Genomic DNA, 25,895 nt, shown 5'->3' with positions numbered 1-25,895 from the left:
GGACCCGACGGACCCGCCCCTGTCGTCCGGCGCGACACGCGTGCCCCGCGGCACATCACCGATCTCGTCCGGACAGCATAGGCAGGCGCGGTCGCGGCCCTGACGCTCACCGGTGTGGGGGCAGGTCCGGGCACCGACCCACCGCGCTCCCGGCCCGGTCGACCGGCTGGCCACAAAGTCGACATCCGGGCCGAACCGGCGGTACAGACGGCCGGTTGCCGTGCGCCGCAGGATGATCGCGGCAACCGGGGTTACAATTCACCCTGCCCACGCGCCACGGACCGCAGCCGCACAGCCGGCCCGGGACACGGGGGTCACTCAACGACATCGCACGGCACGGCACGCCACGCTGCGCCGGACGACCCCGGCCGTGCTCGCTCTTCGCCTCCGGAAGGTCATTCGTGACAGAACCCCGCCAGCCCGGCGCCGACGTTCGCTCGCTCACCGACACCCTGATCGCCCACGCCCAGAGCGCCGGTGGTCAGCTCACGTCGGCCCAGCTCGCGCGCACCGTCGAGACCGCCGAGGTGACCCCGGCCCAGGCCAAGAAGATCCTGCGGGCGCTCTCCGAGGCGGGCGTCACCGTGGTGGTCGACGGCTCCGCCAGCACCCGTTCCCCCCGCCGGGTGGCGGCTGCGCGATCGGCCACCCCGGCCTCGCGCGCCACCACCGCCAAGACGACCAAGAAGGCCGCCGCGCCGGCCCCGAAGCAGGCACCCGCCGCCGAGGAGACCACCGCGCCCACTCCGCGCAAGGTGGCCCCCCGCAAGGCGGCCACCACCGCGGGGGTGGCCGCCAAGGCCGCCACCCCGGCCGCCAAGGCGACGAAGTCCACCCGCGCCACCAAGGCGACGGTGGCCGCTGCCGGCGCCGGCAAGGCCGCCGGGAAGGCCAAGGGCGAGGGCGCCGAGGGTGAGATCGATCCCGAGCAGCTGGCCGCCGAGATCGAGGACGTGGTGGTCGAGGAGCCGGCCGAGCTGACCCGGGCCGCCGAGACCGATGCCGCCGCCTCCGCCACCGACAACGACTTCGAGTGGGACGACGAGGAGTCCGAGGCGCTCAAGCAGGCGCGGCGGGACGCGGAACTCACCGCCTCCGCCGACTCCGTCCGGGCGTACCTCAAGCAGATCGGCAAGGTTCCGCTGCTCAACGCCGAGCAGGAGGTCGAGCTGGCCAAGCGGATCGAGGCCGGGCTCTACGCCGCCGAGCGGCTGCGTGCCGCCGACGACGGCGAGGAGAAGCTCACCCGGGACATGCAGCGAGACCTGCTCTGGATCTCCCGGGATGGCGAGCGGGCCAAGAACCACCTGTTGGAGGCCAACCTCCGGCTGGTCGTGTCGCTGGCCAAGCGCTACACCGGGCGGGGGATGGCTTTCCTCGACCTGATCCAGGAGGGCAACCTCGGCCTGATCCGCGCGGTCGAGAAGTTCGACTACACCAAGGGCTACAAGTTCTCCACGTACGCCACCTGGTGGATCCGGCAGGCGATCACCCGGGCGATGGCCGACCAGGCCCGCACCATCCGCATCCCGGTGCACATGGTCGAGGTGATCAACAAGCTCGGCCGGATCCAGCGCGAGCTGCTCCAGGACCTGGGCCGCGAGCCCACCCCGGAGGAGCTGGCGAAGGAGATGGACATCACACCCGAGAAGGTGCTGGAGATCCAGCAGTACGCTCGGGAGCCCATCTCGCTCGACCAGACCATCGGTGACGAGGGCGACAGCCAGCTCGGTGACTTCATCGAGGACTCGGAGGCCGTGGTCGCCGTCGACGCCGTCTCGTTCTCGCTGCTGCAGGACCAGCTCCAGCAGGTCCTGCAGACGCTCTCCGAGCGCGAGGCGGGGGTGGTACGGCTGCGCTTCGGCCTGACCGACGGCCAGCCGCGTACGCTCGACGAGATCGGCCAGGTCTACGGGGTGACCCGGGAACGGATCCGGCAGATCGAGTCCAAGACGATGTCCAAGCTCCGGCACCCGTCGCGCTCCCAGGTGCTTCGGGACTACCTGGACTGAGCCGGTTACGTCAACCCGTCGTGTCGGTTTGATCACCAGGCGTAGAACATTCGAAGGTGACCGGTCCAATACGTGTTTGTGATCGTTGACGTGGCACCCTGGTGGCACGGCACACTGTCCTTCCCGTCAGGTGTGACCTCGGTCCCCCGCGGGCACACTGGGAAGGCGGGGCCCGGTAAGGGTGTTGCACGATGAGTGAGCAACGACCGAAGAGAGTGTTCATCGGTGACGACCAGAGGAGGAAGGCGATGACCCCGACCCTCACGCCGCCGCCCGAAACGGTGGCTCCCCCAGCCGCCGATGAACGGTGCGACCGCTGCAATGCTGCCGGCAAGCTCCGTATCAGTCTGGCGGGTGGGAGCGAGTTGGTGTTCTGTGGGCACCACGCGAACAAGTACGCCGAGGATCTCGTGAAGATCACGGTGAAGTTCGCAACGGACCCGGAGTTCAGCTGGCGAGGCGCCGATCTGATGGCGAACTGACGGTAACCCCTACGACGACATAAGCCGGCCGGAGGCACCCAAGGGTGCCTCCGGCCGGCTTATGTCCACCCCCACCCCCACCCCCACCTCGCCACCCCCCACCGCACCCGCCGACTCCGGTGATCAAGAGGTTTTGGTCACCGGAGCGCCGTTTGTTGACCAAAACCTCTTGATCACCGGAGTCCGGGCGGGGGGCGGGTGGGGCGGGTGGGGCGGGTGGGGGCGCAGGGGTGGGTGGGGTTAGAGGGTTTGGAGGGTGGCTATGCGTTCTTCCAGTTGCTCGATGGTGGCCTGGGCGCTGGGGGGGCCGCCGCAGAGTCGGCGGAGTTCCGCGTGGATCTTGCCGTGGGGAAGGCCGGTGCGGTGGTGCCGGGCGGCCACCAGAGCGTTCAGCTGACGCCGTAGCGCCACCCGGCGCTGGGCAGCACTCAGGGGTACCGCGGGGGCGGCGGGGGCCGGAGCGGCCGGCTCAGCGGTCTGGACGGCCGCTCGGCGGCGCTGCGCGGCGAGCTGATCGGCCTGGCGCTTGGTCAGCAGCTGCGACACCTGGGCGGCGGTGAGCAGGCCGGGCAGCCCGAGGTACTCCTCCTCCTCCGGGGTGCCGGCCTGGGCGGCGGTGCCGAAGGAGGCCCCGTCGAAGATCACCTGGTCCAGCTCGGCGGTCGCGGAGAGCGCGGTGAACCGCTTCTCCAGCTCGCCGCTGGCCTGGTCGTCGCGCTGGGCCCGCTCCAGCAGTTCGTCGTCGAAGCCCTCCCGGTCCTTGGGCTTGCCGAGCACGTGGTCCCGCTCGGCCTCCATCTCACTGGCCAGTCCGAGCAGGTGCGGCACGCTCGGCACGAAGACCGAGGCCGTCTCGCCGGCGCGACGGGCCCGGACGAACCGACCGATGGCCTGGGCGAAGTAGAGCGGGGTGCTGGCGCTGGTGGCGTACACCCCGACGGCCAGCCGGGGGATGTCGACGCCCTCGGAGACCATCCGGACCGCCACCAGCCACCGCTGCTGGGACACCGCGAACGTCGCAATCCGCGCGGACGCCCCCTGGTCGTCGGAGAGGACCACGGTGGCCTTCTCGCCGGTCACCTGCTCGATCAGCTTGGCGTACGAGCGGGCGTTCTGCTGGTCGGTGGCGATGATCAGGCCACCGGCGTCGGGCATCCCCGCGTTGCGCAGCACGGTCAGCCGGGCGTCGGCCGCCCGCAGCACCTGCGGCATCCAGTCGCCGGCCGGGTCGAGCGCGGTGCGCCAGGCCTGGGCGACGAGGTCCTGGGTCATCGGCTCGCCGAGCCGTGCCGCCAACTCGTCGCCGGCGTTGGTGCGCCACCGGGTCTCCCCCGAGTACGCCAGGAACAGCACCGGACGCACGACCCCGTCGCGCAGCGCGTCGGAGTAGCCGTAGACCGAGTCGGCGCGGGACCGCAGCAGCCCGTCACCGCCGCGCTCGTAGGTGACGAACGGAATCGGGTTGTCGTCGGAGCGGAACGGCGTGCCGGTGAGCATCAGCCGGCGTACCGCGGGGTCGAAGGCGTTCTTGACCCCGTCGCCCCAGGAACGGGAGTCCCCGGCGTGGTGGATCTCGTCGAGGATGACCAGGGTGCGGCGGGTCATGGTGCGCCGCCGGTGCACCTGCGGGGCCATCCCGACCTGGGCGTAGGTGACGACCGCGCCATGGAAGTCGGCGGCGGAGTGCAGGTCGGCGTTGCGGAACGCGGAGTCGAGTTGGATGCCGACCCGGGCGGCGGCCTGCGCCCACTGGGTCTTCAGGTGCTCGGTCGGGGCGACCACGGTGACCGCCTCGATGGTGCCGTCGACCAGCAGCTCGGCGGCGATCCGCAGGGCGAAGGTGGTCTTGCCGGCGCCCGGGGTGGCCACCGCCGTGAAATCGTCGGTACGACGGCGCAGGTACTCCACCATCGCCTTGCGCTGCCAGGCCCGCAGGGGCGGGAACGTCTCCAACGCCGGCAACCGGGGTGCCACCCGAGGCTCCTCTCCGACCGCACGAGGCGGATCCGGGCCGAGGGCCACGGTTCCGCCGCCCATGAAAACGCCTCCGCGCCGGGCATGCCGCGAAGGCCGGCCCAGCATAACCAGCCGGGCCCGGCAACCCCAGCCGACACCACGCCGACCGGTCCTCAGGAGGGTGGGCGGCCGATGCCGGTCTCCGGGGGCCGCACCGCCGCCACCGGGGCCGACCAGCGCCGTCGCAGCGCCACCAGGCGCAGGACGAAGACCAGCAGCGCCGCTGCGGTCAGCCCGCCCACCCCGGCGTACCCGAGCCCCGCCAACAGCACCACCATGATCGAGCCGGCGAGGGCGGCGACGGCGTAGATCTCCCGGCGCAGCACCACCGGGATCTCGGCGGTGAGCAGGTCCCGCCCCAGGCCGCCGCCGATCGCGGTGAGCATGCCGATCACCACGGCGCCGACCGCCGGCACCCGGGCGTCGAGCGCCTTGAGCGTGCCGGTGACGGTGAACAGGCCCAGGCCGGCGGCGTCCAGCACCAGCACGGTGGTGCGCAGCCGGGCGAGCTGCGGGTGCAGCCAGAACACGGCGGTGGCGGTGACCGCGGCGGTGGCGGCGTAGCGCCAGTCGGCGAAGGCGAGCGGTGGGACCTCGTCGATGACCAGGTCGCGGAAGATCCCACCGCCCAGCGCGGCGACGAACCCGACGAAGACGACGCCGAACAGGTCGAGCCGCTTGGCCACCGCCGCGGAGGCGCCGGAGGCGGCGAAGACGGCCACCCCGGTCAGGTCGGCCAGGAGCAGGGCGGTGGAGGTGTTCACACCGCCGTAGGTTACGCCGGGCGGCCCGCCCGGCTGCCCGGGATCACTCGCGGTACGAGTCGTAGATCTCCTTGCACTTGGGGCAGACCGGCGAGCCGGGCTTGGCGGCCTTGGTCACCGGGAACGTCTCGCCACAGAGCGCCACCACGTAGGTGCCCATCACGGCGCTCTCGGCGATTTTCTCTTTGCGTACGTAATGGAACATCTCGGGACCGGTGTCGGCGTCCTTCAACTCCGGACGCTCAAGAACCTCTGTACTCACAGTCACACCTCCAACTGCACAAGTTTGGCAGGTCGACCGAGTCCGGTCCACCGCAGCCCACCTCGACGGCGGCCAGTTACGGTAACGGACGTGACCACTTTTCACCTCCGCCTCGGCACCGAGGTCGCCGACGCCCTGCGTGACGGCCGTCCCGTCGTCGCCCTGGAGAGCACCATCGTCTCGCATGGACTGCCCCGACCGGACAACCTGCGGGTCGCCCGCGAGATCGAGCAGACGGTACGGGACGCCGGGGCCGTCCCCGCCACCATCGGCATGGTCGGTGGCGAACTCGTCGTCGGCCTCGACGACGCCCAACTGACCCGCCTCGCCACCGTCGACGGTGTGGCCAAGCTCTCCGTCCGCGACCTCGCCGTGGCCGCGGCCACCGGCGCGGACGGCGCCACCACCGTGGCCGCCACCAGTGCGGTGGCCGCCGCCGCAGGAATCGGTGTCTTCGCCACCGGCGGGTTGGGCGGGGTGCACCGGGAGGCGGCACAGACCTTCGACGAGTCGGCCGACCTGGGCACCCTGGCCCGTACCCCGATCGCGGTGGTCTGCGCGGGGGTCAAGTCGATCCTCGACGTCGGCGCCACCCTGGAGCGGCTGGAGACCCTCGGCGTGGGGGTGGTCGGCTACCGCACCCGACGCTTCCCCGGTTTCTACCTGACCGACGCCGGGTTCGACCTGGACTGGTCGGTGGACTCCCCCGAGCAGGTCGCCGAGGTGCTGGCCGCCCGGGAACAGCACGGCGTGCACAGCGGCGGACTGCTCGTGGCCAACCCGCTCCCGGTCGACGAGCAGCTCGATCCGGCACTGCACGACCGGACCCTCACCGAGGGGCTGGCCCGGCTGCACCGCGACGGCGTCACCGGCAAGGCGGTCACCCCGTTCCTGCTGGCCCACTTCCACTCGGCCACCGAGGGCGCCAGCCTGGCGGTCAACATCCGGATCATCCTGCGCAACGCCGACCTGGCGGCCCGGATCGCGGTCGCGTCGGCCCGACGCGGCACGGCATGACCGGTCCGGGTCGGATCGTGGTGGTCGGCGACCTGATCACCGACGTGGTGGCGGTGCTCGCCGGAGCACTGGCCACCGGCTCGGACACCCCGGCGGCCATCAAGGTCACCGGCGGTGGTCAGGCGGCCAACACCGCCGCCTGGATCGCCGCCCAGCACGCTCCGGTGACGCTGGTCGGCGCGGTCGGCGACGACAGCGCCGGTCGGGACCGGGTGGCCGAGCTGGAGCGGGCGGGGGTGGACTGCGCGATCGAGGTGCATCCGCAGGCCAGCACCGGGACGGTGATCGTGCTGGCCACCGCCGACGAGCGGACCATGGTCACCGAGCGGGGTGCCAACCTGCGGTTGACCGCCGGGCACGTCGACCGGGCCCTGGCGGCGACGCCCGACGCGACCCACCTGCACCTGTCCGCGTACTGCCTGCTGGATGCCGGGTCGCGACCGGCCGGGCTGCGGGCGTTGGCCGCGGCCCGCGAGCGTGGGCTGACCACCAGTGTCGACGCCGCCTCCGCCGCGCCGCTGCGGCGCATCGGCGCGGCGGCCTTCCTGTCCTGGGTACGCGACATCGACCTGCTGCTGGTCAACGCGGACGAGGCGGGGGTGCTGGCCGGCGGGCTGGACCCGGCGGCACAGGCGCGAGCGTTGTCGGCGGCGGCCCGTCGGGTGGTGGTCAAGCGCGGCGGCGCGGGTGCGATCTGGGTGGACCGGCGGGCCACCGTCGGGGTGACCCCCTCGCTGCGGGTCGCCGTGGTGGACGTCACCGGCGCGGGGGACGCCTTCGCGGCGGGTCTGCTCACCGCGTGGACGACCGGCGCGACACCGCGTGCCGCGCTGACCCGGGCCGCCGACCTGGGCGCCCTGGCGGTGTCCACGGTGGGTGCCCGTCCGGAGGCGACCGGCGGGTAGCGGTGCCGGCACCGGAGCGGCGGTCAGGGTTCGACGTCGATGATCCGGTGCGGACGCTCCTCGGCGGTGAGGCTCATCGGTGGGGTCTCGTCGCGGTGGCGGGGCTGGAACCTGTTGGCGAGGCGGTGTTCCTCCTTGGGCGGACGGTCGTTGGCGAGCAGCACCGCCAGCCAGGGAATGAGGATCATGCCCAGCGCCACCAGGGGCAGCCAGAGCCAGAGCAGCGGGGCCTTCGTGCCGACCAGGACCGCTCCGGCGATCACGCAGGCCACCCGGATGCCCATCATCAGCACATACCGCTTCTGCCTGCTGGTGAGCTGGTCGTCCTGGCTGCGCGAGGCGTCGGTGATCAGAATCGGCTGGTACGCCTGACGCTTCACCATGGACCTCCTGAGGAATTGCCCCCATCCTGTCACCGCACCGCCTTGATCAGCGAAAATCGTCGCACTGAGGTGCGTGTTACGTGCGTGGTACGCTGCCCCGGTGGGCAGCCGGTTCAGCTTCACCGACGAGGCGTTGGCCAACCTGCGGGTCTACGACGTCACCCCCGGGGAAGTCTGGGAGGCGCTGCACAGCACCCGCCGGGTGATCCGGCACCTCGGCGAGGACCTGACGGTCGTCTACGCCGCGAGCCGGCACGGTCGACGCCTGGCCGTTCTGCTCGCCGAGGCCGACGGCACCGACCACGACTGGGACGTCCTCTCCGCCCGCGAACTGAGCGACGTCGAGGCCAAGCGCTACGACGAGACCGTGCGGAGAACGCGCCGATGAGGAGGCGACGGCGATGAACCGTAACGAGGCCATCAAGCGATTCCACGGCGGCGACGACGCGTTCGCCGAGCTGATCGACGACAGCCCGCCGGTGGAACTACCCTCCCCCGACACCGACGTGCCGATGGTCAGCCGCTCGGTACGCCTGCCGATGGACACCTACGAGCGGGTCCGGGCGGCAGCCGAGGCCCGCGGCATCGGGGTGACCACGCTCATGCGGCAGTGGATCGAGGCCGGCCTGGCCGACCTGGACGACTCGGCCACCGTGTCGCTCGCCGACGTACGCCGGGCGCTCGCCTCGCTCTCCCGCCCCACCGCCGCGTGACCCGCACTGCCGCCGCGTGATCCACACTGCCGCCGCGTGATCCACACTGCCGCCGCGTGATCCGCCCCAGCGCCTGACGCGCGGCCCCGGCAGCGGGGCGGTCTCAGAGGGCCGGGTGAGGCAGCTCCGGGGCCTGCCCGCGGGCCCGGCGGTAGTCGGCGACGGTGATCGCCGCCAGCACGGTGGCCGCCGCGGCCAGCGCCAGCACGGTGGCCGTCCGGGTCGCGACGGGCACCAGCACGGCCAGGGCGAACACCCCGATGATCCGGGACCGGGAGACCCGCCCGAAGATCTCGTACTCGAAACGGGCCCGGGCGAGCAGGAACACCGCCGGGCCGCCCATCAGGAAGACCGCCCAGGACAGCTCGGTGCGCTGGTACGGGTGCACGATGGCCAACTCGTAACCGACCGCCGTGGCCAGCACTCCGGCGACGATCACCAGGTGCGTCCAGCTCGCCGACTCCCCCAGCCGGCCGGGGCTCCGGGCCACCCGGATCGCCTCGGTGAGCAGGTGACCCGCCCGGTGGAAGTAGATCCGCCAGAGCAGCACGGTGGTGACGAAGGACAGCAGGAAGGCGCCCGAGCTGACGCCGGAGAAGCTGTGCCCGCTGAAGGACAGCCCGATGATGAGGATGTTCTCGCCGAGGGCGATCAGGAAGAACTGCTGGTACCGCTCGGCCAGGTGCTCCCCCAGCACCGCCCAGGTGGAGGTGCGGGTCGCCCCGAGGCGGGGCACGGGCCAGCCGAACATCAGCCCGGCGTAGTCGACCACCACGGCCAACGACCAGCAGGCCAGCCGCCACGGCCCGGTCGACACCGCACCGAGCACCCAGGGCACCGCGCTCATCGCCGCCCAGGACGCCACCCGAATGGTGACCAGCCGACGTGGATGTCCCCGCAGCGCCAGGGTGAGGAAGAGCGGTCGACCCACCTGCACCGCCACGAACGCGAGAGCGAAGGCCAGCCCCCGGCTGTCGAAGGCCCGGGGGGTGGCGACCGCCATCACCAGGCAGCCCAGCATGGTGTAGACCACCACGAACTGGATCTCCGGACGCTCCGGCTCGTACCGGCTGGTGACCCAGGCGGTGAACGTCCAGACCGCCCAGAAGGCCAGAAAGATCAACAGGGTCTGGACGATCTCGGCCAGCAGGTCCTGGCGGGTGGCGCTCAGGTCGTCGATGATCCGCTGGGACACCCGGGTCAGCGCGAAGACGAACACCAGGTCGAAGAAGAGTTCCAGGAAGGTGGCCCGGGGCGAACTCACCCCGCCGCGCAGCAGCGCCGCACCCCGCTCGTCCGCCATCGCCCACCCGTCGCCGCTGTCGCGGATCTCAACGAACCGCCCCGGCTCCGGTTGCGTCAGCCCCGGTCGGCCTTCGCCGCCGCCTTCACCTGCTGCTTGTGCGCGCGGACCCGGCGCAGCGACTCCGCGTCGGTGACGTCGGCGACCGACCGGTAGGTGTCCGCGTCGCCGTAGCCGCCGGCGGCCTCCCGCCAGCCGTCCGGGCGGACGCCGTACCGCTTGCCGAGCAGGGCGACGAAGATCTGTGCCTTCTGAGTGCCGAACCCGGACCGCCGACATCCGCCCGACCCGCCACGCCCGGACCCCCGGGATCGGACGAGCCGGGATCGGACGAGCCGCCGCGCCGGGCCGTCGAGGACCGGTCAATGGTGCGCCGGCCTTCGGTGGACGCGACGCGGCCCGGTGGACACCCGCGGTGTCCACCGGGCCGTCGGTGCCGGAGGGCGTCAGTTCACGACGAAGAGCAGCCGGTTCGGCGAGCCCGAGCCGGGGCTGGTGACCACGCCGGTGGTGGCGCTGCTGGTCAGGGAGCTGGCGACCTGAGCCGGGGTGTAGGCGGGGTTGGCCGACAGGACCAGCGCGGCAGCGCCGGCGACGTGCGGGGACGCCATCGAGGTGCCGTCGATCGTGTTGGTGGCGCTGTCGTTGGTGTTCCAGGACGAGGTGATGCGCGACCCGGGGGCGAAGAGGTCGACGCAGCTGCCGTAGTTGGAGTAGGAGGCCCGCGCGTCGGTGCTGGTGGTCGCGCCGACGGTGATCGCCGAGGCGACCCGCGACGGCGAGGAACTGCACGCGTCCGCGTTGGAGTTGCCGGCGGCCAGGGCGTAGGTGACGCCCGAGCTGATCGAGTTGGCGACCGCGGTGTCGAGGGTGGTGCTGACGCCGCCGCCCAGGCTCATGTTGGCCACCGCCGGCTTGACCGCGTTGGCGGTGACCCAGTTGACGCCGTTGATCACGCCGGTGGTGCTGCCCCGGCCCCGGCAGTTGAGCACCTTCACCGCGATCAGCTGGACGCCCTTGGCGACGCCGTACTTGGTGCCGCCGACGGTGCCGGCGACGTGGGTGCCGTGGCCGTTGCAGTCGGTGTTGTTGGAGTCGACCGTGTTGGTGCCCCAGGTGGCCCGGCCGCCGAAGTCGGTGTGGGTGGTCCGGATGCCGGTGTCGATGATGTAGGCCCGCACGTTGGTGGCCGTGTTCGGGTAGGTGTAGCTGGAGTTCAGCGGCAGGTTGCGCTGGTCGATGCGGTCCAGGCCCCAGGACGGCGGGTTGGCCTGGGTCGCCTGGGTGGTCATCACCCGGTCCTGCTCGACGTAGGCCACCGACGGGTCGGCGGCGAGCCGCCGGGCCTGGCTGGCGCTCATCTTCGCGCTGAAGCCGGTGAGCGCGGCGCTGTAGACGTCGGCGACGTTCCCGCCGTACCGCTTGGTCAGGCTGGCGGCCCGGTCCGGCACGGCGGTCCGGGCGGCGCGGCTGTTGGCGGCGCCGACGGCGTCGCCCTTCAGCACGACCAGGTAGCTGCCGCCGATCGCGTCCGGGGCGGAGGCGTAGCGGATCTGGCCGGTGGGGGCGGCGAGGGCGGGTGCGCCCGCGGCGACGGAGAGGGCCGCGGCGGCGGCCGCGACGGCGACCGCGCGGATCGCGCGACGCCGGGGGACGGACACGTCGGACATCGTCTGAGCTCCCTACCGGGTACGACCGGACAGGCGGGGCCGCCCGAGCGTCCCATCGACTGATGTTGAGGGAATGCTAACTAGACATTGACAGACGTAAAAGAGATAACGGCTGAAGGATTGAGCCGGTGTTATGGATGTCCCGGGTGCCCGCCACCGGACGCCCCCGCGCCAGGCAGGATGGCGGGGTGGACCGTGACGACATGCTGCTCTCCCCCGCCGGCGTCGAGGCGCTACGCGCCGCGCTCACCAGCGCCGACTTCACCGCCAACGGCATCGCCGGCCGGCTCGGCCCGCAGGCCACCGGCGGGGTGGCCCGCAACGACTTCCGGGCCGCGCTGCGCGCCACCGAGGACCGGGACCCGCTGGCCACCCTGATCCGGGTGTTCATCTGCGACCAGACCGAGCCGGAACCGGTGGTGGCCGCCGCGCTCGCCCCGCTCGACCTCGCCGAGGCGGTCGCCGCCGGGCTGGTCGAGCCGTCTGGTGACGGCCTGCGCGCCGGGGTGGACCTCGAGCCGTACGGGGACGACTGGTGGGTGCTGGCCGACGCACCGGCCAGCGCGCGGCCGGGTCGACCACTGCACAGCGAACACGTGCTCGGCATCGGCGGGGCCACTCAGACCCTGATCGGCGCGACCGTCCGCCACCCGGTACGCACCGCGCTCGACCTGGGCACCGGGTCCGGCGTGCAGGCCCTGCACCTGGCCACCCACGCCGGGCAGGTCACCGCCACCGACGTGTCGCAGCGGGCGCTGCGGTTCGCCGCCACCACCGCCGCCCTGAACGGGCAGGACTGGGAACTGCTGCGCGGCGACCTGGTCGCCCCGGTGGCCGGCCGGCGGTTCGACCTGGTGGTCAGCAACCCGCCGTTCGTGGTCGGGCCGGGCACCACCACCCACGTCTACCGGGACTCCGGCCGGGTCGGCGACGCGATCGGCGCGGAACTGGCCGCCGCCGCGCCGGGGCTGCTCACCGAGGGCGGCACCATGCAGTACCTGGCCAACTGGGTGCACGTCGCCGGGGAGGACTGGGCGGAGCGGGTCACCGGCTGGTTCGCCGGCACCGGCCTGGACGCCTGGGTGATCCAGCGCGAGGTGGCCGACCCGATGGCGTACGTCCACCTGTGGCTGACCGACGTCGGCGAGGCGGCCGACCCGCACCGGGCGGCGGCCTGGCTGGACTGGTTCGACGCGCACAAGGTCGAGGCGATCGGCTTCGGCATCGTCTCGCTGCGCCACAGCGGTCACGAGGACCCGGTCGTCCGGGTGGAGGACCTGCGTCAGCGGGTCGAGCCACCACTGGGCGACCAGGTCGCCGCCTGGTTCGACCGGCAGGACTTCCTCCGGGCCCGAGGCGCCGACGGCCTGCTCGCCACCCGCTACCGGGCGGCCCCCGGGCTGCAACTGCGCCAGGAGGCGACGATCGGCGACGAGGGCTGGGCGGTGGACCGGCAGGTCCTGACGATGCCGCACGGGCTGCGCTGGAGCGAGGAGATCGACCCGCTGGTGCTGGCCCTGGTCGGCGGCTGCGACGGACGGCTGCCGCTGCGCGACCAACTCGCCCTGCTCGCCGCCGCGCACGACGTCACCACGGACGAACTGGCCGAGGCGGCCGGCCCGATCGTGGCGCGACTGGTCGAGCGGGGCATCGTCGAACCGGTGACCGACTGATGCGGGCGGTGGTGCAGACGGTCGGCCGGGCCAGCGTCACCGTCGACGGCGAGGTCGTCGGCGCGATCACCGACGGCCTGCTGGTACTGCTGGGCATCACCCACACCGACACCCCCGAGCTGGCCCGGACGATGGCCCGCAAGGTGCACGAGCTACGCATCCTCGACGACGAGCGCAGCGCCGCCGACACCGGTGCCCCGATCCTGGTGGTCAGCCAGTTCACCCTCTACGGCGACACCCGCAAGGGCCGCCGCCCGAGCTGGACCGCCGCCGCCCCCGCCGAACTGGCCGAGCCCCTGGTCACCGCCGTGGTCGAGGCGCTACGCGCCCGGGGCGCGACGGTCGAGACGGGCCGCTTCCGCGCCCACATGATGGTCGAGAGCATCAACACCGGCCCCCGCACCCTCCTCCTGGACCTCTAACCCACCCCACGCCCTACCACCCCCGCCCCGCCCGCCCGGCCACCCCACGCCTCGCCCCGGTGATCAAGAGGTTTGCGTCAAGTTTGATCTTCTATTTGACGTAAACCTCTTGATCACCGCGGACAGGGCGGGGCGGGAGCGCAGGGTGGGGTGGGGGTCAGGAGAAGAGGCCTCGGCGTTGGAGGGACTGGCGGAGCCAGCCGTCGAGTTGGGCGGCCCAGTCGGTGCGGTCGACGGTGGCGTGGTCGACGGTGAACCGGCCGAAGGCGTCCCGGCCCTCGGTGAACAGGCCACCCCGCTTGTCCATCTCCAGCACCACCTGCACCTGGCGCGGGTCGGTGATGAAGGTGACCTCCAGCTGGTTGATCGCCCCGGCGTACTGCGGGGCGGGGTAGAACTCGATCTCCTGGTAGAACGGCAGGCTCTGCCGTACGCCATAGATCTGGCCGCGCTCGACGTCGGCGCGGGCGAACCGGAAGCCCAGCCGCAGCAGCGCCTCCAGCAGCCGTTCCTGCGCCGGCAACGGATGCACCGACACCGCGTCCAGGTCACCCTTGTCGACCGCGCGGGCCACCTCCAGCTCGGTACGCAGCCCCATGGTCATCCCGTGCAGGCGGTGGCCGTACAGGTCGGTCAGCGGGGTCTCCCACGGCACGGCGAACCGGAACGGGATGTCGTAACGCTGCCCGGCCTCCAGCCGGAACCGGCCGGTGACCTGCTGCCGGGCGAACTCCTGGGTGGTCTCGTACTCGGAGTCCGCGCCCTCCACCTCGACCCGGGTGAGCAGGCCCAGCGCCACGTACTCGATGTCGGTGGCGTGGTCGCCGCCGGCCACCTGGACCCGCCCCTCCAGCACCCCGCCGGGACGGCAGTTCGGGTTGGCGAGCACGGTCTCCACCGCCGGACCGCCCACCCCCATCGACTGCATGAGCCGCTTGAAGACCACCACGTCCTCCATTGCCTGTCGCATTGCCGACCCGGATGGCCGACCGCTGGCACGGTAGCCGGACCTGGCAAGACCCACGACGGCCGACACCCCGCATCCGACCGGATTGCTGTCGGGTCCCCGATCGCCTCACCCCCGTTTCACGTCCCGGTTGGAAAGCTGTCCATCACCGGAGCCGATGGCGCCGGTACGCGGCACCGAAAGCGGACACGGGGAGACACAGAGATGGCCCTGCAGATGATCGATAACCAGACGCGCCCGGCCACCACCATCGACGCCGAGCACGGCACCGACGCCCTCACCGACCTGGACGCCACCGACGAGCGCGGGGTCTCCACAGACCTGGTGCGGGCCTACCTCAACGGCATCGGCCGGACCAAGCTGCTCACCGCGGCCCAGGAGGTGGAGCTGGCCAAACGGATCGAGGCCGGGTTGTTCGCCGAGGAGAAGCTGTCCACGTGCACTCCCGTCTCCGGTGACCTGCACGCCGACCTCGCGCTGATCGCCCGGCAGGGGCGCGCCGCCAAGGACCACCTGCTCGAGGCGAACCTGCGGCTGGTGGTCAGCATCGCCAAGCGCTACACCGGGCGGGGGATGGCTTTCCTCGACCTGATCCAGGAGGGCAACCTCGGCCTGATCCGCGCGGTCGAGAAGTTCGACTACGCCAAGGGTTACAAGTTCTCCACGTACGCCACCTGGTGGATCCGGCAGGCGATCACCCGGGCGATGGCCGACCAGGCCCGCACCATCCGCATCCCGGTGCACATGGTCGAGCAGGTCAACCGGATGGTCCGGGTCCGCCGGGAGCTGTCGGTCACGCTGGGCCGCGAGCCCATCGTCTCCGAGGTGGCGCGGGCGATGGAGATCCCCGAGTTCCAGGTCATCGAGCTGATCTCGTACGACCGGGAGCCGGTCAGCCTCGACCAGGCCGTCGGCGAGGACGGCGAGAGCGCCCTCGGTGACTTCGTCGCCTCGGTGGACCAGCGCACCGAGCCGGGTGACGCGGCCGCCAACGGCGAACTGCGCAACGAGGTACGGATCGTGCTGTCCACCCTCTCGCAGCGGGAGCAGGCGGTGATCCGGCTCCGGTTCGGCCTGGACGACGGCCGGCAGCGCACCCTCGACGAGGTCGGCAAGGAGTTCGGCCTGTCCCGGGAGCGGATCCGGCAGATCGAGAAGGTCACCCTGCTCAAGCTGCGCGACCCGGAGCGGGCGCAGCGGCTGGAGGCGTACGCCTGCTGAGCGGGACGGTTCGGTGCAGGCCCCCGGCGGTTCGCCGGGGGCCTGCACCGTGTCGTACGGGGAAGCGTCGTACCGCTGCGGCAGGGTCGGGGGCATGAACTGGACCCTGGAAGTGGTGGTGGTGCCGGTCTCCGACGTGGACCGGGCCAAGGAGTTCTATGCCGACCGGCTCGGCTTCACCGTCGACCACGACACCCGGATCGGTGCCGACGTGCGGATCGTGCAGCTCACGCCGCCCGGGTCGGGTTGCTCGGTGGTGATCGGCCGGGGTGCGGTGCCCGACATGCCGCCCGGGTCGCTCCGGGGGCTCCAACTCGTCGTGTCGGACCTGGAGCGGGCCCACGCGGAACTGCTCGACAGGGGCGTACCGGTCAGCGACATCCAGGTGGTCGGCGTCAACCCCCGCCCGGTGCCCCACCCGCTGGACAACGTCGGCTTCCTCCACTTCACCGACCCCGACGGCAACGGCTGGGCGGTACAGCAGATCTCCGACCGGACCTGACCCACCACACCGGCCACCGCAGGGAGGCCGGGACCCGACGGTGGGTCACCGGCATCGACCACGGGCGGCGGCGGTCGACACCGAATGACCGCGGTGACGGTCAGAGCCGGCGCGGGCCGGTGTCCGGACGGGCGTCCGCCGTGCCGACACCCACGGCGGCGTGCAGCACCGAGATGCCGTCCGGTCGGGCCAGCACCGGGTTGAGGGTGAGCGACCGCACCCGGGGCTGCTCGTCGGCGAGCCGCCCCACCCGCAGCAGCAGGTCGGCCAGGGCCGCCCGGTCCACCGGGGCGGCACCCCGGTGGCCGCGCAGCAACGGTGCCGCGCGGGGCTCGTCGACCAGTTCGGCGGCGTCCCGGTCGGTCAACGGCACCGCCCGCCAGGCCCGGTCGCCGAGCAGTTCGGTGGCGACCCCACCCAGCCCGAAGCCGACCACCGGCCCGAACGCCGGGTCCTCGCGCAACTCCACCACGCAGGCCACCCCCGGCGGCACCATCGGCTGCACCAGGACGTCCGCGCCGAAGACCGCGGTCAGGTCCGCGTACGCCCGGCGCAGCGCGCCCGGATCGGCCAGGTCGAGGCGGACGGCGCCCAGGTCGAGGCGGTGCCGCAGGCCGGGCGCGGCGGCCTTCAACGCCACCGGCCAACCCAGCCGTCCGGCGGCGGCGAGCGCCTCGTCGACGGTGCCGGCCGGGGCCGATCCGACCACCTCGACGCCGTACGCGGCGAGCAGCGCTGCCGGATCGGCGGTGTCACCGCGCAGCGCCGCCTGCCCGGCGACCTGGTCCACCCGGGGAAGTTCGGGCGGTGTGCCCGGGTCCCGACGCAGCCAGTCGGCGTACCGGCTGACCCGGGCCAGCGCCCGGACCGCCTCCTCCACACTCGGGTACCCGGGCAGCCCGACCGGCACCCGGCCGGCGAGGAACGTCACCACGGTCGGCTTGCCGCCGGCCACCGCCGCCGCCACGGCGGCGGTGAAGTCCGCCTCCTCGACGGTGAGCTGCCCCGGCAGGGGCGGGGCGAAGACCGCCACCAGCGCGTCCACCCGGTCGTCGGCGGCGGCCCCGGCCAGCGCGACGGTGAACTCGGCGGCCCCGGCGTGCGGGCCGACGTCGCGGGGGTAGCCGTCGGCGACGGTGAGGCCCTGCCCGGCGCAGGCGGTGGCTGCCAGCCCGGTCAGCGCCGACGAGTTGCCGACCACCCCGACCCGACCACCGGCGGGCAGCGGCTGGTTGGCCAGCAGCGTCCCGACGTCGAGCAACTCGGCGACGGTGTCCACCCGGATCACCCCGGACTGCGCGAAGAGGGCGTTGACGGCGGCCTCGTCGAGCGCCGGTCCGACGCCGGGCCCGACCGGGCGGGCCAGCGAGGCCAGCGCCACCACCGGTTTGTCCCGGCCGATCCGGCGCACCAACCGGGCGAACTTGCGCGGGTTACCGAAGGTCTCCAGGTACAGCAGGATCACATCGGTGCCCGGATCGTCCTGCCAGTACTGGAGCAGGTCGTTGCCGGAGACGTCGGCCCGGTTGCCGGCCGACACGAAACTCGACAGGCCCAGCCCCCGGCGCTGCGCCTGCGCCAGCAGCGCCACCCCGAACGCGCCGGACTGGCTGAAGAAGCCCACCCGTCCGGGGGCCGGCAGCACCGGGGCCAGGGTGGCGTTGAGGCGTACCCGCTCGTCGGTGTTCGCCACGCCCAGGCAGTTCGGGCCGACGACCCGCATGCCGGCGGCGTGCGCCGCCCGGACCAGGCCCCGCTGGGCCGCCGCGCCGGCCGGTCCGGCCTCGGCGAAGCCGGCGGAGATGACCACCAGGCCGTGCACGCCGGCACCGGCCGCGTCGGCCACCACCCCCGCCGCCGCGTCGGGGGGCACCGCGACGACCGCCAGGTCGACGTCCACCCCCGCGTCGGCCGCCGACGGGTACGCGGGCAGCCCCGCCACCGTGCGCGCGCTCGGATGCACCGGCACGATCGCCCCCGGGTAACCGCCGTCGCGCAGGTGCCCGAGGACGGCCGCGCCGACCCCCTGCCCGGTGGCGCTGGCCCCGTAGACGGCCACCCCGCGCGGGGCGAGCAGCCGGGCGATGGACCGCGCCTCGGTGCGGTGCTCCCGACCCCGCTGCACCGCCAGGGTCGCCTCGGTCGGGGCGATCGGGAAGGTCAGGTGCACCACCCCGTCGGCGAACTGACGTTGCACCTGGTAGCCGAAGTCGGCGAAGACCCGCAGCATCGCCCCGTTGGTGGGCAGCACCTCGGCGACGAAGTGTCCGATGCCGGCCCGACGGGCCGCGTCGGCCAGGTGCTCCAACAGCACCGAACCGATCCCCCGGCCCTGGTGGGCGTCCTCCACCACGAACGCCACCTCGGCCTCCGGGGCCGCCGGGCCCAGCCGCTCGTACCGGCCGACGGCGACGATCCGGTCGCCGACCAGCACCACGAACGCCTCCCGGTCCCGGTGGTCGACGATGACGAACCGGCGCAGGTCCCGCTCCGGAATCCGTGGGTACGGCGAGAAGTAGCGCAGGTAGCGGGTGCGCTCCGAGAAGCGCCCGTGCATGGCGACGATCTCCGGCGCGTCCTGCGGCCGGATCGGTCGCAGGCCGACGGTGCTGCCGTCGCGCAGCAGCACGTCCACCGGCTGGTCGACAGTTGTCACCGGTCCCTCCCCAGGTCCCCGGCTCAGTCGCGCGGGTCGTACGGGTCCAGCCCGAGCAGCGGGAACACCGCCTTGCGGGTGGCCGCCACCGCGCGGTCCACCGAGTTCGGCTCGCCGGTCGGCTGCCACGGTTGGTGGGACGGGTCGACGTCGTCGGTCATCCGCAGCGGGACGTCCCGGCCGGGCAGCCGGTGGGCGGCCAGGGCACGCCAGCCCGGTGGGGTGAGGGTCGCCGGGTCGAGCGGGGTGCCGGTGGCCACCGCCAGCAGATGGGTCCAGGCCCGGGGCACCACCTCCACCAGGGCGTACCCGCCGCCGCCGGTGGCCACCCACCGGCCGTCGCACAGTTCGTCGGCGAGCGCCCGCAACGCCAGGTAGGTGGCCCGCTGCCCGTCCACCGAGAGATGCAGGTCGGCCAGCGGGTCCATCCGGTGCCCGTCGGCACCGCACTGGGTGACCAGGATCTGCGGCCGGAACGCCCGCAGCACCGACGGCACGATCGCGTGGAAGGCACGCTGCCAGCCGGAGTCGTCGGTGCCCGGTGGCAACGGCACGTTGACCGCGCTGCCCTGCGCCCCGGGGCCACCGGTCTCGTCGGGGAACCCGGTGCCGGGAAAGAGCGCGAGCGGGGTCTCGTGCAGGCTCACCGTGAGCACCCGGGGGTCGTGGTAGAAGACCTCCTGCACACCGTCGCCGTGGTGCACGTCCACGTCGACGTAGGCGACCCGTTCGGCGCCCAGGTCGAGCAGGCGGGCGATGGCCACCGCCGGATCGTTGTAGACGCAGAACCCGGCGGCCCGGTCGGGCATGGCGTGGTGCAGCCCACCGGCCACGTTGACCGCGCGGCGGGCCTCGCCCCGCCAGACCGCCTCGGCGGCGGCCACCGTCGCCCCGGCCACCAACGCGCTCGACTCGTGCATCCCGTCGAAGACCGGATTGTCCGAGGTGCCCAGGCCGTAACCGGCGAAGAGCGGATCGCGGGGGGCGTTCCGGACCGCCGCCAGGTAGTCGGGCAGGTGTACCCGGGTCAGCGTCGCGTCGTCGGCCGGCTCGGGCCGGACCAGCCGTACCCCCGGCCGGTCCAGGACGCCCAACTCCCGGGCCAGCGCGACGGTCAGCTCGACCCGGACCGGGTCGAGCGGATGCTCCCCCATGTCGTAGTCGAGCAGGGACTCGTCCCACACCACCAGCGTGTCGTCCGACATGGGGTCATCGTCGCACGCCGGTCACCGGCCGCCCACCACACGCGCTGGTCAACCCGCTGGTGTCGGGCCGGTGGCCACCGGCCGGGCCGGATCGGCGATCCAGCCGCTCCACGATCCGACATAGAGCGCGGCGTCCGGCCGACCGGCCAGGTGCAGTGCCAGCACGGCCTGCGCGGCGGTCACCCCCGACCCGCAGTACGCCCCCACCGGCCGGTCGGCGTCCACCCCGACGGCGGCGAACCGGTCCCGCAACGCCTCGGCGGTCGGGAAGCGGCCCTCGGCGACGTACTCGGGGGCGGGCAGGTTGACCGCGCCCGGCACGTGCCCGGCGACCGGGTCGATCGGCTCGGTCTCGCCCCGGTAGCGGGGGGCGGCCCGGACGTCCAGCAGCACGCCGTCGTCGGCCGCCCCGAGCCGGGCCGCGCCGTCGGCATCGAGCACCGGCAGCCCACCCGGCCGGACGGTGACGTCGCCGGGCTTCGGGGTGGGCACCTCGACGGTGTGGGGCAGCCCGGCGGCGAGCCAGCCGGACCAACCGCCGGCCAGCACCCGCACCGACCGGTGGCCGGCCCAACGCAACGTCCACCAGGCGCGGGCTGCCGCCAGCCCGTCGCCGCCGTCGTACACCACCACGGGGTGACCGGCGCGGACGCCGGCGGCCCGCAGCGCGGCCTGGAGCGCGGCCGGTTCGGGCAGCGGATGCCGCCCCGCCGCACCGGGCGGACCGCACAGCGCGGTGTCCAGATCGACGAAGACCGCCCCGGGCAGGTGACCTGCGGTGTAGTCCTCGCGGCCCGGCGGGCCGGCCAGCCGCCAACGCACGTCCAGCAGGGCCGGCGGGTCGGGCCGGGCCAACTCGGTGGCGAGCCGGTCCGGCTCGATCAGGAGGTCATCGGTACCGGACATGACGTCCAGTCAACACCATCGGGGCACCGACCTCGCGATTCGGCGCAGGTCGATCTTCGTACGCCGGGGTAGCATCGACCACCGGGAGGCCGCTGACGTGAAGCATGACCTGGTCGACACGACCGAGATGTACCTGCGCACCATCCTCGAACTCGAAGAGGAGGGGGTGCCGCCCCTGCGTGCCCGGATCGCCGAGCGGTTGCGGCAGAGCGGGCCGACCGTCAGCCAGACCGTGGCCCGGATGGAACGCGACGGGCTGCTCACCGTCGAGGGCGACCGGCACCTGGCGCTCACCGATCTGGGTCGGGGCAGCGCGGTGTCCGTGATGCGCAAGCACCGGCTCGCCGAGCTGCTGCTGGTGAACGTGATCGGGATGCCCTACGAGGAGGCCCACGAGGAGGCCTGCCGGTGGGAGCACGTGATGAGCGACGCGGTGGAGAAGCGGGTCTACGACCTGCTCAACCGCCCCACCCGCTCGCCGTACGGCAACCCGATCCCGGGCCTGGAGGAGCTGGGCTCAGCGGAGGCCGAGGCCACCGACACCGTCGAGGGTGAGCGGAACCTCGCCTTCCCCGGGCTGACCGGCCCGGTGGTGGTCCGGCGGATCTGCGAGAGCGTGCAGACCGACGCCGACGTGCTGCGGCAACTGCACGCCGCCGGGGTGGACCCGGGCGCCACCGTCACCGTGGCCCAGGAACGCGACGGGGTGTTCATCGACCGCTCGGGCGAACGGGTCCGGCTGCCCCGCGAGGTCGCCTCCCGGGTCTTCGTCGCCACACACTGACCACGGGCCGCTGCCGGCGTACGCCGGGCCGGGGTGGGCCCCGTCGCCGCTGGTCCGGGCTCGGCTCGGGTCGCCGTCAGCCCGGACGGGGGTCACAGGGACCGGGTGTCGAGCTTCCTGGCCAGGTCGACCAGGCGGGCGGCCACCGCACCGGCGGTCGCCCGGTCGTCGGCCGGCGGGCAGGTCCAGCGGAGCATGGCCAGCCGGTCCTCGGCGGCCAGCCAGCCCACCTCGGCCGTCGGCCCGTGCTTCGCGGTCTTCGCGCCGGTCCGCCGGTAGGCGGCCTGGCCCAGCTTCGACACCTTCGTCGCCCCGTCGGGCAGCACGTCGGCAGTGAAGGTGGGCACGTCGATCGAGGTGTCGGTGACCGTCAGGGTCAGCTCCGGCCAGGTGGTGTCCGTGGCCCGCACCACGCAGGTACGGGTGTCCCCCCGCTCACTGGCCGCCGCCACGTCGAAGCGGATCTCGGTGTGTTCCTCGATCACCGCGAAGTCGAGCAGCCGGCACGCCCCGCCGGACGAGGCGGCACCCACCTCGACGGTGACCGGCTCCCCCGCCGGCAGCCGTACCGGGTCGCCCTGCGACGCGCCGCAGCCCGTGGTCAACAGCACGCCCATGCCGGCCAGCCAGATCCGCCCGTGCACGGGCACACCTCCGTGATCGTCGACGGAGAACCGCCGGGTGACCGGTCGGCAGGCCGTCCGGGTGGCCCGGTCGACGGTCCGCCGGATGTCGTCGAACCGTACGGGTTGGCCTCCCCGGACGGAAGACCCGGGGGTCGGCTCGCCGGCGCACCGGCCGGTCCTCGCCCCGGTTGCGCCGTCATCGGTCCCCCGACGGTCCGCACCCGAGCCGGGCGGCCGGCCGAAGCGGGGACAGCTGGATCAGTCGTCGACGTACGGGCAGTGTCGGCAGCCGCGTCCACAGCAGGTGCCGCGCCGGGCCAGGAAACCGGCGCTGAGGACGAACAGCCCGGTGGCCGGGTCGGGATAGCCGGCCTCACCGGCGGCGAGGGCTGTGGCGTGCGCGGCCAGCACCCGTGCCCGGTCAGGGTGCTCTGGCGGCAGCCGGGACGGGTGCGGCTCGGTCAACGGCCGGTCCGCCAACGGACGACGTCGTTCGCCACTCATCGCGGCGAGTCTACGGACCCGACGAGCTCAGCCGCCCGCGCCGGCGGTCTCGGCACGGACCCGGGTCAGCAGGTCGACGAAGGGGCCGGGCCGTTGGTAGAGCGAGCGGTGGCCGGCGTCGCCCAACACCACGTGCTCCTTGTGCGGGGCCTGGAGCTGGGCGTACCACTGGTCGGTCAGGGCCAGCCGGCCCGGCACCTCGTGCGCACCGTCGACCAGGTAGACCGGCACGGCGAGCTGCCGCACCCGGGTACGCAGGTCGACCTGCTGGACCTTCGGGTAGAGCACGTCCCAGCCGTCCAGGGCACCGCCGAGCACGTGTGCCTTCTCCAGCACGGTGTACTCGGCCACGCCGAGGTTCTCCCCCGCGCCGCCCCGCCCCTCGTGGCTGCCGGTGCGGTCGAAGTCGAAGGCGGCGGCCTCGTTGGCCAGCAACGGCTCGTAGTGGTACATGTCCGGATACGGCGGCGGCCCCAGCTCGGTGAGCTGCCGCACCAGTTCGGCCCGTCCGGTGCGGCGGGCCCAAACGATGGTGTCGGCGTACTGGCTGCGGTCGGCGTCCAGCAGGTGGACCGCCTGCCCGACCCCGACGTACGCCCGGAACAGCTCCGGGCGGCGCTGCACGGCGACGGTGGCGACCAGCGACCCGCCGGAGTGCGCCACCAGGTAGACGTCCGGTCGGCCGAACCGCTGGCGCAGCCGGTCGGCGACGGCGAGCAGATCGGCTACCTCGTTGTCGAGAGTCAACGACGACGAGGGCGGAAACGCCGCCCAGGAGCGTGCCGCGCCCCGGCGGTCCATGCTCGCCACCACGAACTGCCGTTCCAGGCCGGCGAGGTGCCGGCGGACCGCCCCCACCTCGGAACCACCCGGCCCACCGGGCAGGAAGAGCAGCACCGGGGCGTGCCGGTCGGTTCCCCGCAGCAGCACCCCCAACTCCCGGTCACCGCCGCCGCGCACGGTGGTCAGCTCGGCGATCCCACCAGGCAGGGCGGCCGTTGCGGCCGGCAGCGCCACCCCGACCGTCACGAGCGCCACCAGCGCGGCGAGCGACCCCACCCCGACCCGTCCCAGCCAGGTCCACACCGGACGGCGGCCCGCCGTCGGGGCGGCCCGCCGCGCCAGGCCCGCGCCGTACGCCGCGCCGACCAGCAGCGGCAGCAGGGACAGCAGCCCGTGCACGCCCCGCCCCAACAGCAGCGCGCCGAGGCCGAAGCCGCTCAGGTGCGGGGCGTCCACGGTCGGCCCCCGCAGCGGCCAGCGGACCAGCTCGACGGCGAGCGCGAAGAACACCGGAGCCGCGAACATCGCCCAACGGGACCGGCTCGACCAGCCGGCGAGCTCGCCGACCGCGAGGCTGACCAGCAGCGACGTCACCGCCTCGGTGTTGGTGCCGGGACCACGCGGTGTCCACCAGCCGACGACCAGACCCCAGCCCAGCGGAACGACGCCGGCGACGACCCACCGGAGCGGGTGGGCCGACCGGGCAGCACGGGCGAGAAAGGCAGGTCGGGGGAACGACGGCTTCGCCATGACACCTCACCGGAGTCGTCGGCACCCCAGCCTAGTGATGATCGATCTCATCCGCTGTCCCGCCACCCGCACGGAACGTCACGGCCCGGGTCGTCTCCCCGCCGGCTCCACGAAGCACCGGCCGCCCGGCTCGCCCGGTCACACCGCCACCCTGGGTCGGCCGAACCAGTGCACCTCCTGGCCGTGCGAGCGGGTCCAGGCCAGCGGCGCCCCGTCGAGGCTGAGCACGTTGTACAGCGCCCCGTCGGGTGGGGCCGGCAGCCGGGGGTGGCCCAGCACCTCGACCGCCTCGTTGGCCACCCAGTGCCCGGGAAGGGTGCGGACCAGCGCGACGAAGGCCGCCCGGCGCGGCGACGGCACCTGATAGAGCACGGAGGTGTGCAGGACCACCAGTGTCGCGCCCGCCGGTGCCCGCGCGGCCAACGCCGGCAGGTCGTCCACCAGGTCACCGCGGACCAGCTCCGGCGGGTCGGCGGCGGCCACCGACGCTGCCGCCCGGAGCCTGGCCCGGCGGTGGGTGTGCTCCGGCCAGATCAGCGCGTCGAGCCAGCCCACGTCGGCCGGGTCGGTGACGTCGAGCGGGTTCAGGTCCAGGCCGGCCCGCCACACCACCTCCGGCCGGGCGGCCGGCGGCTCGGTTCCGGTCAGCGTGCAGTCGAGGACCGGCTCCCCCAGGCCGAGCAGGTGGTCGAGGGCCGGGTCCCCGGAGCCGGGCAGGTGGTCGCCGTAGCGGTAGGCGTACCGGTCGGGATAGAGGCAGAGGCCGGCGGACGCGCCGACCTCCAGCAACGCCAACGGCTGCGGCAGCGCGGCCAGCACCGGCAGCAGCGCCGCGCAGCGCCCCGCCTCGTTGGTCTGCACCGAACGGGTGAGCATCGCAGCCCGCACGCCGGCCCAGTGCGTCACGGTGTGGGCGCGGAAGGCGGCCGGGTCGTCGACCGGGCCACCGAGCCAGCGGACGACACCGAGAAGCAGTTGCGGCTGCCGCCTGGCCGACGGCAGGGTGTCCAGCAGCGCCAGCAGTTCGCCGTCCCGGGCGACCGCGTGGGCCAGCCGCTCGTAGGCCAGCGAGACGCCGTGCGCCTCGCGGGTGGCGAACTCGGCATACCGGTCGGCGGTGGTCATGCCCCGATCATCCCCGCCGCACCCGTCCCGCGCGGCCCCGCGCCACCCCCGTCCGGAGGCCCGGCCGCCTGTCCCACCCGGCCGCCTGTCCGGGAGGCTCGCCTGTCGGCCCGGCGACCTGTCCCGCATGGTCGCGTCCGCCCGGCGACCTCTCCCGCGGGTCGGCCGCGCCGCGCACGGCATCGGCTTGATCCACTCGCCGAGGGCGATGTAGTGGTGTCCGGGTGAGACCGATACCGCTACC

Annotated in this window: 25 protein-coding genes and 1 pseudogene; 11 read left to right on the top strand and 15 right to left on the bottom strand. The window is 73.4% G+C overall.

Annotated features, from left to right (window positions below; all coding sequences use genetic code 11):
* The first annotated feature begins 401 nt into the window (after positions 1-401).
* Positions 402-2,012, top strand: coding sequence for an RNA polymerase sigma factor (locus GA0070216_RS22300; protein WP_091249603.1), 1,611 nt, complete (start codon positions 402-404; stop codon positions 2,010-2,012).
* A gap of 248 nt (positions 2,013-2,260) precedes the next feature.
* Positions 2,261-2,494: a DUF7455 domain-containing protein gene (locus GA0070216_RS22295; protein ID WP_091249861.1), complete on the top strand. Its 234-nt coding sequence runs from the start codon at positions 2,261-2,263 to the stop codon at positions 2,492-2,494.
* Between the two features lie 240 nt (positions 2,495-2,734).
* Here GA0070216_RS22295 and GA0070216_RS22290 read toward each other — a convergent pair whose 3' ends face one another.
* The 3 genes from GA0070216_RS22290 to GA0070216_RS22280 all read right to left on the bottom strand — a co-directional run bounded on the left by GA0070216_RS22290 (position 2,735) and on the right by GA0070216_RS22280 (position 5,542).
* A complete protein-coding gene (locus GA0070216_RS22290) occupies positions 2,735-4,468 on the bottom strand; it encodes a DEAD/DEAH box helicase (protein WP_091249600.1) in 1,734 nt (577 codons plus the stop codon).
* 155 nt (positions 4,469-4,623) lie between these two features.
* The gene (locus GA0070216_RS22285) at positions 4,624-5,274 is read right to left on the bottom strand and encodes a trimeric intracellular cation channel family protein (RefSeq protein WP_091249598.1); all 651 of its coding nucleotides are present in this window, start codon (positions 5,272-5,274) and stop codon (positions 4,624-4,626) included.
* A 43-nt stretch (positions 5,275-5,317) separates the two neighbouring features.
* On the bottom strand, positions 5,318-5,542 hold the full coding sequence (locus GA0070216_RS22280; protein WP_176739083.1) for a DUF3039 domain-containing protein: 225 nt from the start codon (positions 5,540-5,542) through the stop codon (positions 5,318-5,320).
* An 84-nt stretch (positions 5,543-5,626) separates the two neighbouring features.
* Here GA0070216_RS22280 and GA0070216_RS22275 point away from each other — a divergent pair, with 84 nt between their 5' ends.
* Both GA0070216_RS22275 and GA0070216_RS22270 read left to right on the top strand, forming a co-directional pair.
* Positions 5,627-6,553: a pseudouridine-5'-phosphate glycosidase gene (locus GA0070216_RS22275; RefSeq protein ID WP_091249595.1), complete on the top strand. Its 927-nt coding sequence runs from the start codon at positions 5,627-5,629 to the stop codon at positions 6,551-6,553.
* The gene (locus GA0070216_RS22270; RefSeq protein ID WP_091249591.1) at positions 6,550-7,458 is read left to right on the top strand and encodes a carbohydrate kinase family protein; all 909 of its coding nucleotides are present in this window, start codon (positions 6,550-6,552) and stop codon (positions 7,456-7,458) included. Before GA0070216_RS22275 ends, GA0070216_RS22270 begins: the two co-directional genes overlap by 4 nt.
* A gap of 23 nt (positions 7,459-7,481) precedes the next feature.
* On the opposite strand, the gene GA0070216_RS22265 is transcribed toward GA0070216_RS22270, so the two are convergent.
* Positions 7,482-7,841: a DUF3099 domain-containing protein gene (locus tag GA0070216_RS22265; RefSeq protein ID WP_176739082.1), complete on the bottom strand. Its 360-nt coding sequence runs from the start codon at positions 7,839-7,841 to the stop codon at positions 7,482-7,484.
* 100 nt (positions 7,842-7,941) lie between these two features.
* On the opposite strand from GA0070216_RS22265, the gene GA0070216_RS22260 reads away from it, so the two are divergent.
* Together GA0070216_RS22260 and GA0070216_RS22255 are read left to right on the top strand one after the other, a co-directional pair.
* The gene (locus tag GA0070216_RS22260) at positions 7,942-8,229 is read left to right on the top strand and encodes a hypothetical protein (RefSeq protein ID WP_245722642.1); all 288 of its coding nucleotides are present in this window, start codon (positions 7,942-7,944) and stop codon (positions 8,227-8,229) included.
* Between the two features lie 13 nt (positions 8,230-8,242).
* Complete coding sequence (locus GA0070216_RS22255) at positions 8,243-8,554, top strand: hypothetical protein (RefSeq protein WP_091249586.1); 312 nt, start codon at positions 8,243-8,245, stop codon at positions 8,552-8,554.
* 103 nt (positions 8,555-8,657) lie between these two features.
* On the opposite strand, the gene GA0070216_RS22250 is transcribed toward GA0070216_RS22255, so the two are convergent.
* From GA0070216_RS22250 to GA0070216_RS22240, 3 genes and pseudogenes are all read right to left on the bottom strand, one after another.
* Positions 8,658-9,857, bottom strand: a complete 1,200-nt coding sequence (locus GA0070216_RS22250; protein WP_091249583.1) for a low temperature requirement protein A — start codon at positions 9,855-9,857, stop codon at positions 8,658-8,660.
* Positions 9,858-9,913: 56 nt separating this feature from the next.
* Positions 9,914-10,123: pseudogene (locus GA0070216_RS35650) on the bottom strand (HhH-GPD-type base excision DNA repair protein); the annotation flags it as partial.
* Positions 10,124-10,303: 180 nt separating this feature from the next.
* Positions 10,304-11,527, bottom strand: a complete 1,224-nt coding sequence (locus GA0070216_RS22240) for a S8 family peptidase (protein ID WP_091249580.1) — start codon at positions 11,525-11,527, stop codon at positions 10,304-10,306.
* Positions 11,528-11,715: 188 nt separating this feature from the next.
* Here GA0070216_RS22240 and GA0070216_RS22235 point away from each other — a divergent pair, with 188 nt between their 5' ends.
* Together GA0070216_RS22235 and dtd are read left to right on the top strand one after the other, a co-directional pair.
* Positions 11,716-13,200: a DUF7782 domain-containing protein gene (locus tag GA0070216_RS22235; protein ID WP_176739080.1), complete on the top strand. Its 1,485-nt coding sequence runs from the start codon at positions 11,716-11,718 to the stop codon at positions 13,198-13,200.
* Complete coding sequence (gene dtd, locus GA0070216_RS22230) at positions 13,200-13,622, top strand: D-aminoacyl-tRNA deacylase (protein ID WP_091249578.1); 423 nt, start codon at positions 13,200-13,202, stop codon at positions 13,620-13,622. Before GA0070216_RS22235 ends, dtd begins: the two co-directional genes overlap by 1 nt.
* Before the next feature lie 157 nt (positions 13,623-13,779).
* On the opposite strand, the gene GA0070216_RS22225 is transcribed toward dtd, so the two are convergent.
* Positions 13,780-14,568, bottom strand: a complete 789-nt coding sequence (locus GA0070216_RS22225) for a sporulation protein (protein ID WP_091249851.1) — start codon at positions 14,566-14,568, stop codon at positions 13,780-13,782.
* Positions 14,569-14,793: 225 nt separating this feature from the next.
* Between GA0070216_RS22225 and sigB the strand changes: the two genes are divergently transcribed.
* Positions 14,794-15,810, top strand: coding sequence for an RNA polymerase sigma factor SigB (sigB, locus tag GA0070216_RS22220; protein ID WP_425413179.1), 1,017 nt, complete (start codon positions 14,794-14,796; stop codon positions 15,808-15,810).
* 94 nt (positions 15,811-15,904) lie between these two features.
* Complete coding sequence (locus GA0070216_RS22215; RefSeq protein ID WP_091249576.1) at positions 15,905-16,312, top strand: VOC family protein; 408 nt, start codon at positions 15,905-15,907, stop codon at positions 16,310-16,312.
* A 100-nt stretch (positions 16,313-16,412) separates the two neighbouring features.
* Here the strand turns inward: GA0070216_RS22215 and GA0070216_RS22210 are convergent, their stop codons facing one another.
* Genes GA0070216_RS22210 through GA0070216_RS22200 form a run of 3 tightly spaced genes read right to left on the bottom strand, consistent with a single transcriptional unit; the run spans position 16,413 to position 21,079 of the window.
* Positions 16,413-18,968 (bottom strand): bifunctional acetate--CoA ligase family protein/GNAT family N-acetyltransferase, encoded by a 2,556-nt coding sequence (locus tag GA0070216_RS22210; RefSeq protein ID WP_091249574.1) that lies wholly within the window; start codon positions 18,966-18,968, stop codon positions 16,413-16,415.
* Between the two features lie 23 nt (positions 18,969-18,991).
* Complete coding sequence (locus GA0070216_RS22205; RefSeq protein ID WP_091249572.1) at positions 18,992-20,173, bottom strand: acetoin utilization protein AcuC; 1,182 nt, start codon at positions 20,171-20,173, stop codon at positions 18,992-18,994.
* Positions 20,174-20,221: 48 nt separating this feature from the next.
* The gene (locus GA0070216_RS22200) at positions 20,222-21,079 is read right to left on the bottom strand and encodes a sulfurtransferase (RefSeq protein ID WP_091249567.1); all 858 of its coding nucleotides are present in this window, start codon (positions 21,077-21,079) and stop codon (positions 20,222-20,224) included.
* A 97-nt stretch (positions 21,080-21,176) separates the two neighbouring features.
* Here GA0070216_RS22200 and GA0070216_RS22195 point away from each other — a divergent pair, with 97 nt between their 5' ends.
* Complete coding sequence (locus GA0070216_RS22195) at positions 21,177-21,863, top strand: iron-dependent transcriptional repressor DtxR (protein WP_091249845.1); 687 nt, start codon at positions 21,177-21,179, stop codon at positions 21,861-21,863.
* Between the two features lie 92 nt (positions 21,864-21,955).
* Here the strand turns inward: GA0070216_RS22195 and GA0070216_RS22190 are convergent, their stop codons facing one another.
* From GA0070216_RS22190 to GA0070216_RS22175, 4 genes are all read right to left on the bottom strand, one after another.
* Positions 21,956-22,507, bottom strand: coding sequence for a hypothetical protein (locus GA0070216_RS22190; protein ID WP_091249842.1), 552 nt, complete (start codon positions 22,505-22,507; stop codon positions 21,956-21,958).
* Positions 22,508-22,747: 240 nt separating this feature from the next.
* Positions 22,748-22,993, bottom strand: coding sequence for a DUF5522 domain-containing protein (locus tag GA0070216_RS22185; protein ID WP_091249565.1), 246 nt, complete (start codon positions 22,991-22,993; stop codon positions 22,748-22,750).
* Positions 22,994-23,020: 27 nt separating this feature from the next.
* Positions 23,021-24,526 carry an alpha/beta fold hydrolase gene (locus tag GA0070216_RS22180; RefSeq protein WP_091249561.1) on the bottom strand — a complete coding sequence of 502 codons (1,506 nt, stop codon included), beginning with the start codon at positions 24,524-24,526 and terminating at the stop codon, positions 23,021-23,023.
* Between the two features lie 138 nt (positions 24,527-24,664).
* A complete protein-coding gene (locus GA0070216_RS22175) occupies positions 24,665-25,651 on the bottom strand; it encodes a DUF2332 domain-containing protein (RefSeq protein ID WP_091249558.1) in 987 nt (328 codons plus the stop codon).
* Positions 25,652-25,895: the final 244 nt, after the last annotated feature.

The sequence above is a fragment of the Micromonospora matsumotoense genome (assembly GCF_900091525.1).
In the GTDB taxonomy this organism is placed as follows: Bacteria; Actinomycetota; Actinomycetes; order Mycobacteriales; family Micromonosporaceae; genus Micromonospora; species Micromonospora matsumotoensis.
This window is presented reverse-complemented; position numbering and strand designations above follow the sequence as displayed.

Coding starts and splice junctions, on each gene's coding strand:
- GA0070216_RS22295 (WP_091249861.1), top strand. CDS start 2,261: ATGACCCCGACCCTCACGCCGCCGCCCGAAACGGTGGCTCCCCCAGCC.
- GA0070216_RS22270 (WP_091249591.1), top strand. CDS start 6,550: ATGACCGGTCCGGGTCGGATCGTGGTGGTCGGCGACCTGATCACCGAC.
- GA0070216_RS22265 (WP_176739082.1), bottom strand. CDS start 7,841: ATGGTGAAGCGTCAGGCGTACCAGCCGATTCTGATCACCGACGCCTCG.
- GA0070216_RS22255 (WP_091249586.1), top strand. CDS start 8,243: ATGAACCGTAACGAGGCCATCAAGCGATTCCACGGCGGCGACGACGCG.
- GA0070216_RS22250 (WP_091249583.1), bottom strand. CDS start 9,857: ATGGCGGACGAGCGGGGTGCGGCGCTGCTGCGCGGCGGGGTGAGTTCG.
- GA0070216_RS22240 (WP_091249580.1), bottom strand. CDS start 11,527: ATGTCCGACGTGTCCGTCCCCCGGCGTCGCGCGATCCGCGCGGTCGCC.
- dtd (WP_091249578.1), top strand. CDS start 13,200: ATGCGGGCGGTGGTGCAGACGGTCGGCCGGGCCAGCGTCACCGTCGAC.
- sigB (WP_425413179.1), top strand. CDS start 14,794: ATGGCCCTGCAGATGATCGATAACCAGACGCGCCCGGCCACCACCATC.
- GA0070216_RS22215 (WP_091249576.1), top strand. CDS start 15,905: ATGAACTGGACCCTGGAAGTGGTGGTGGTGCCGGTCTCCGACGTGGAC.
- GA0070216_RS22205 (WP_091249572.1), bottom strand. CDS start 20,173: ATGTCGGACGACACGCTGGTGGTGTGGGACGAGTCCCTGCTCGACTAC.
- GA0070216_RS22200 (WP_091249567.1), bottom strand. CDS start 21,079: ATGTCCGGTACCGATGACCTCCTGATCGAGCCGGACCGGCTCGCCACC.
- GA0070216_RS22185 (WP_091249565.1), bottom strand. CDS start 22,993: ATGAGTGGCGAACGACGTCGTCCGTTGGCGGACCGGCCGTTGACCGAG.
- GA0070216_RS22180 (WP_091249561.1), bottom strand. CDS start 24,526: ATGGCGAAGCCGTCGTTCCCCCGACCTGCCTTTCTCGCCCGTGCTGCC.
- GA0070216_RS22175 (WP_091249558.1), bottom strand. CDS start 25,651: ATGACCACCGCCGACCGGTATGCCGAGTTCGCCACCCGCGAGGCGCAC.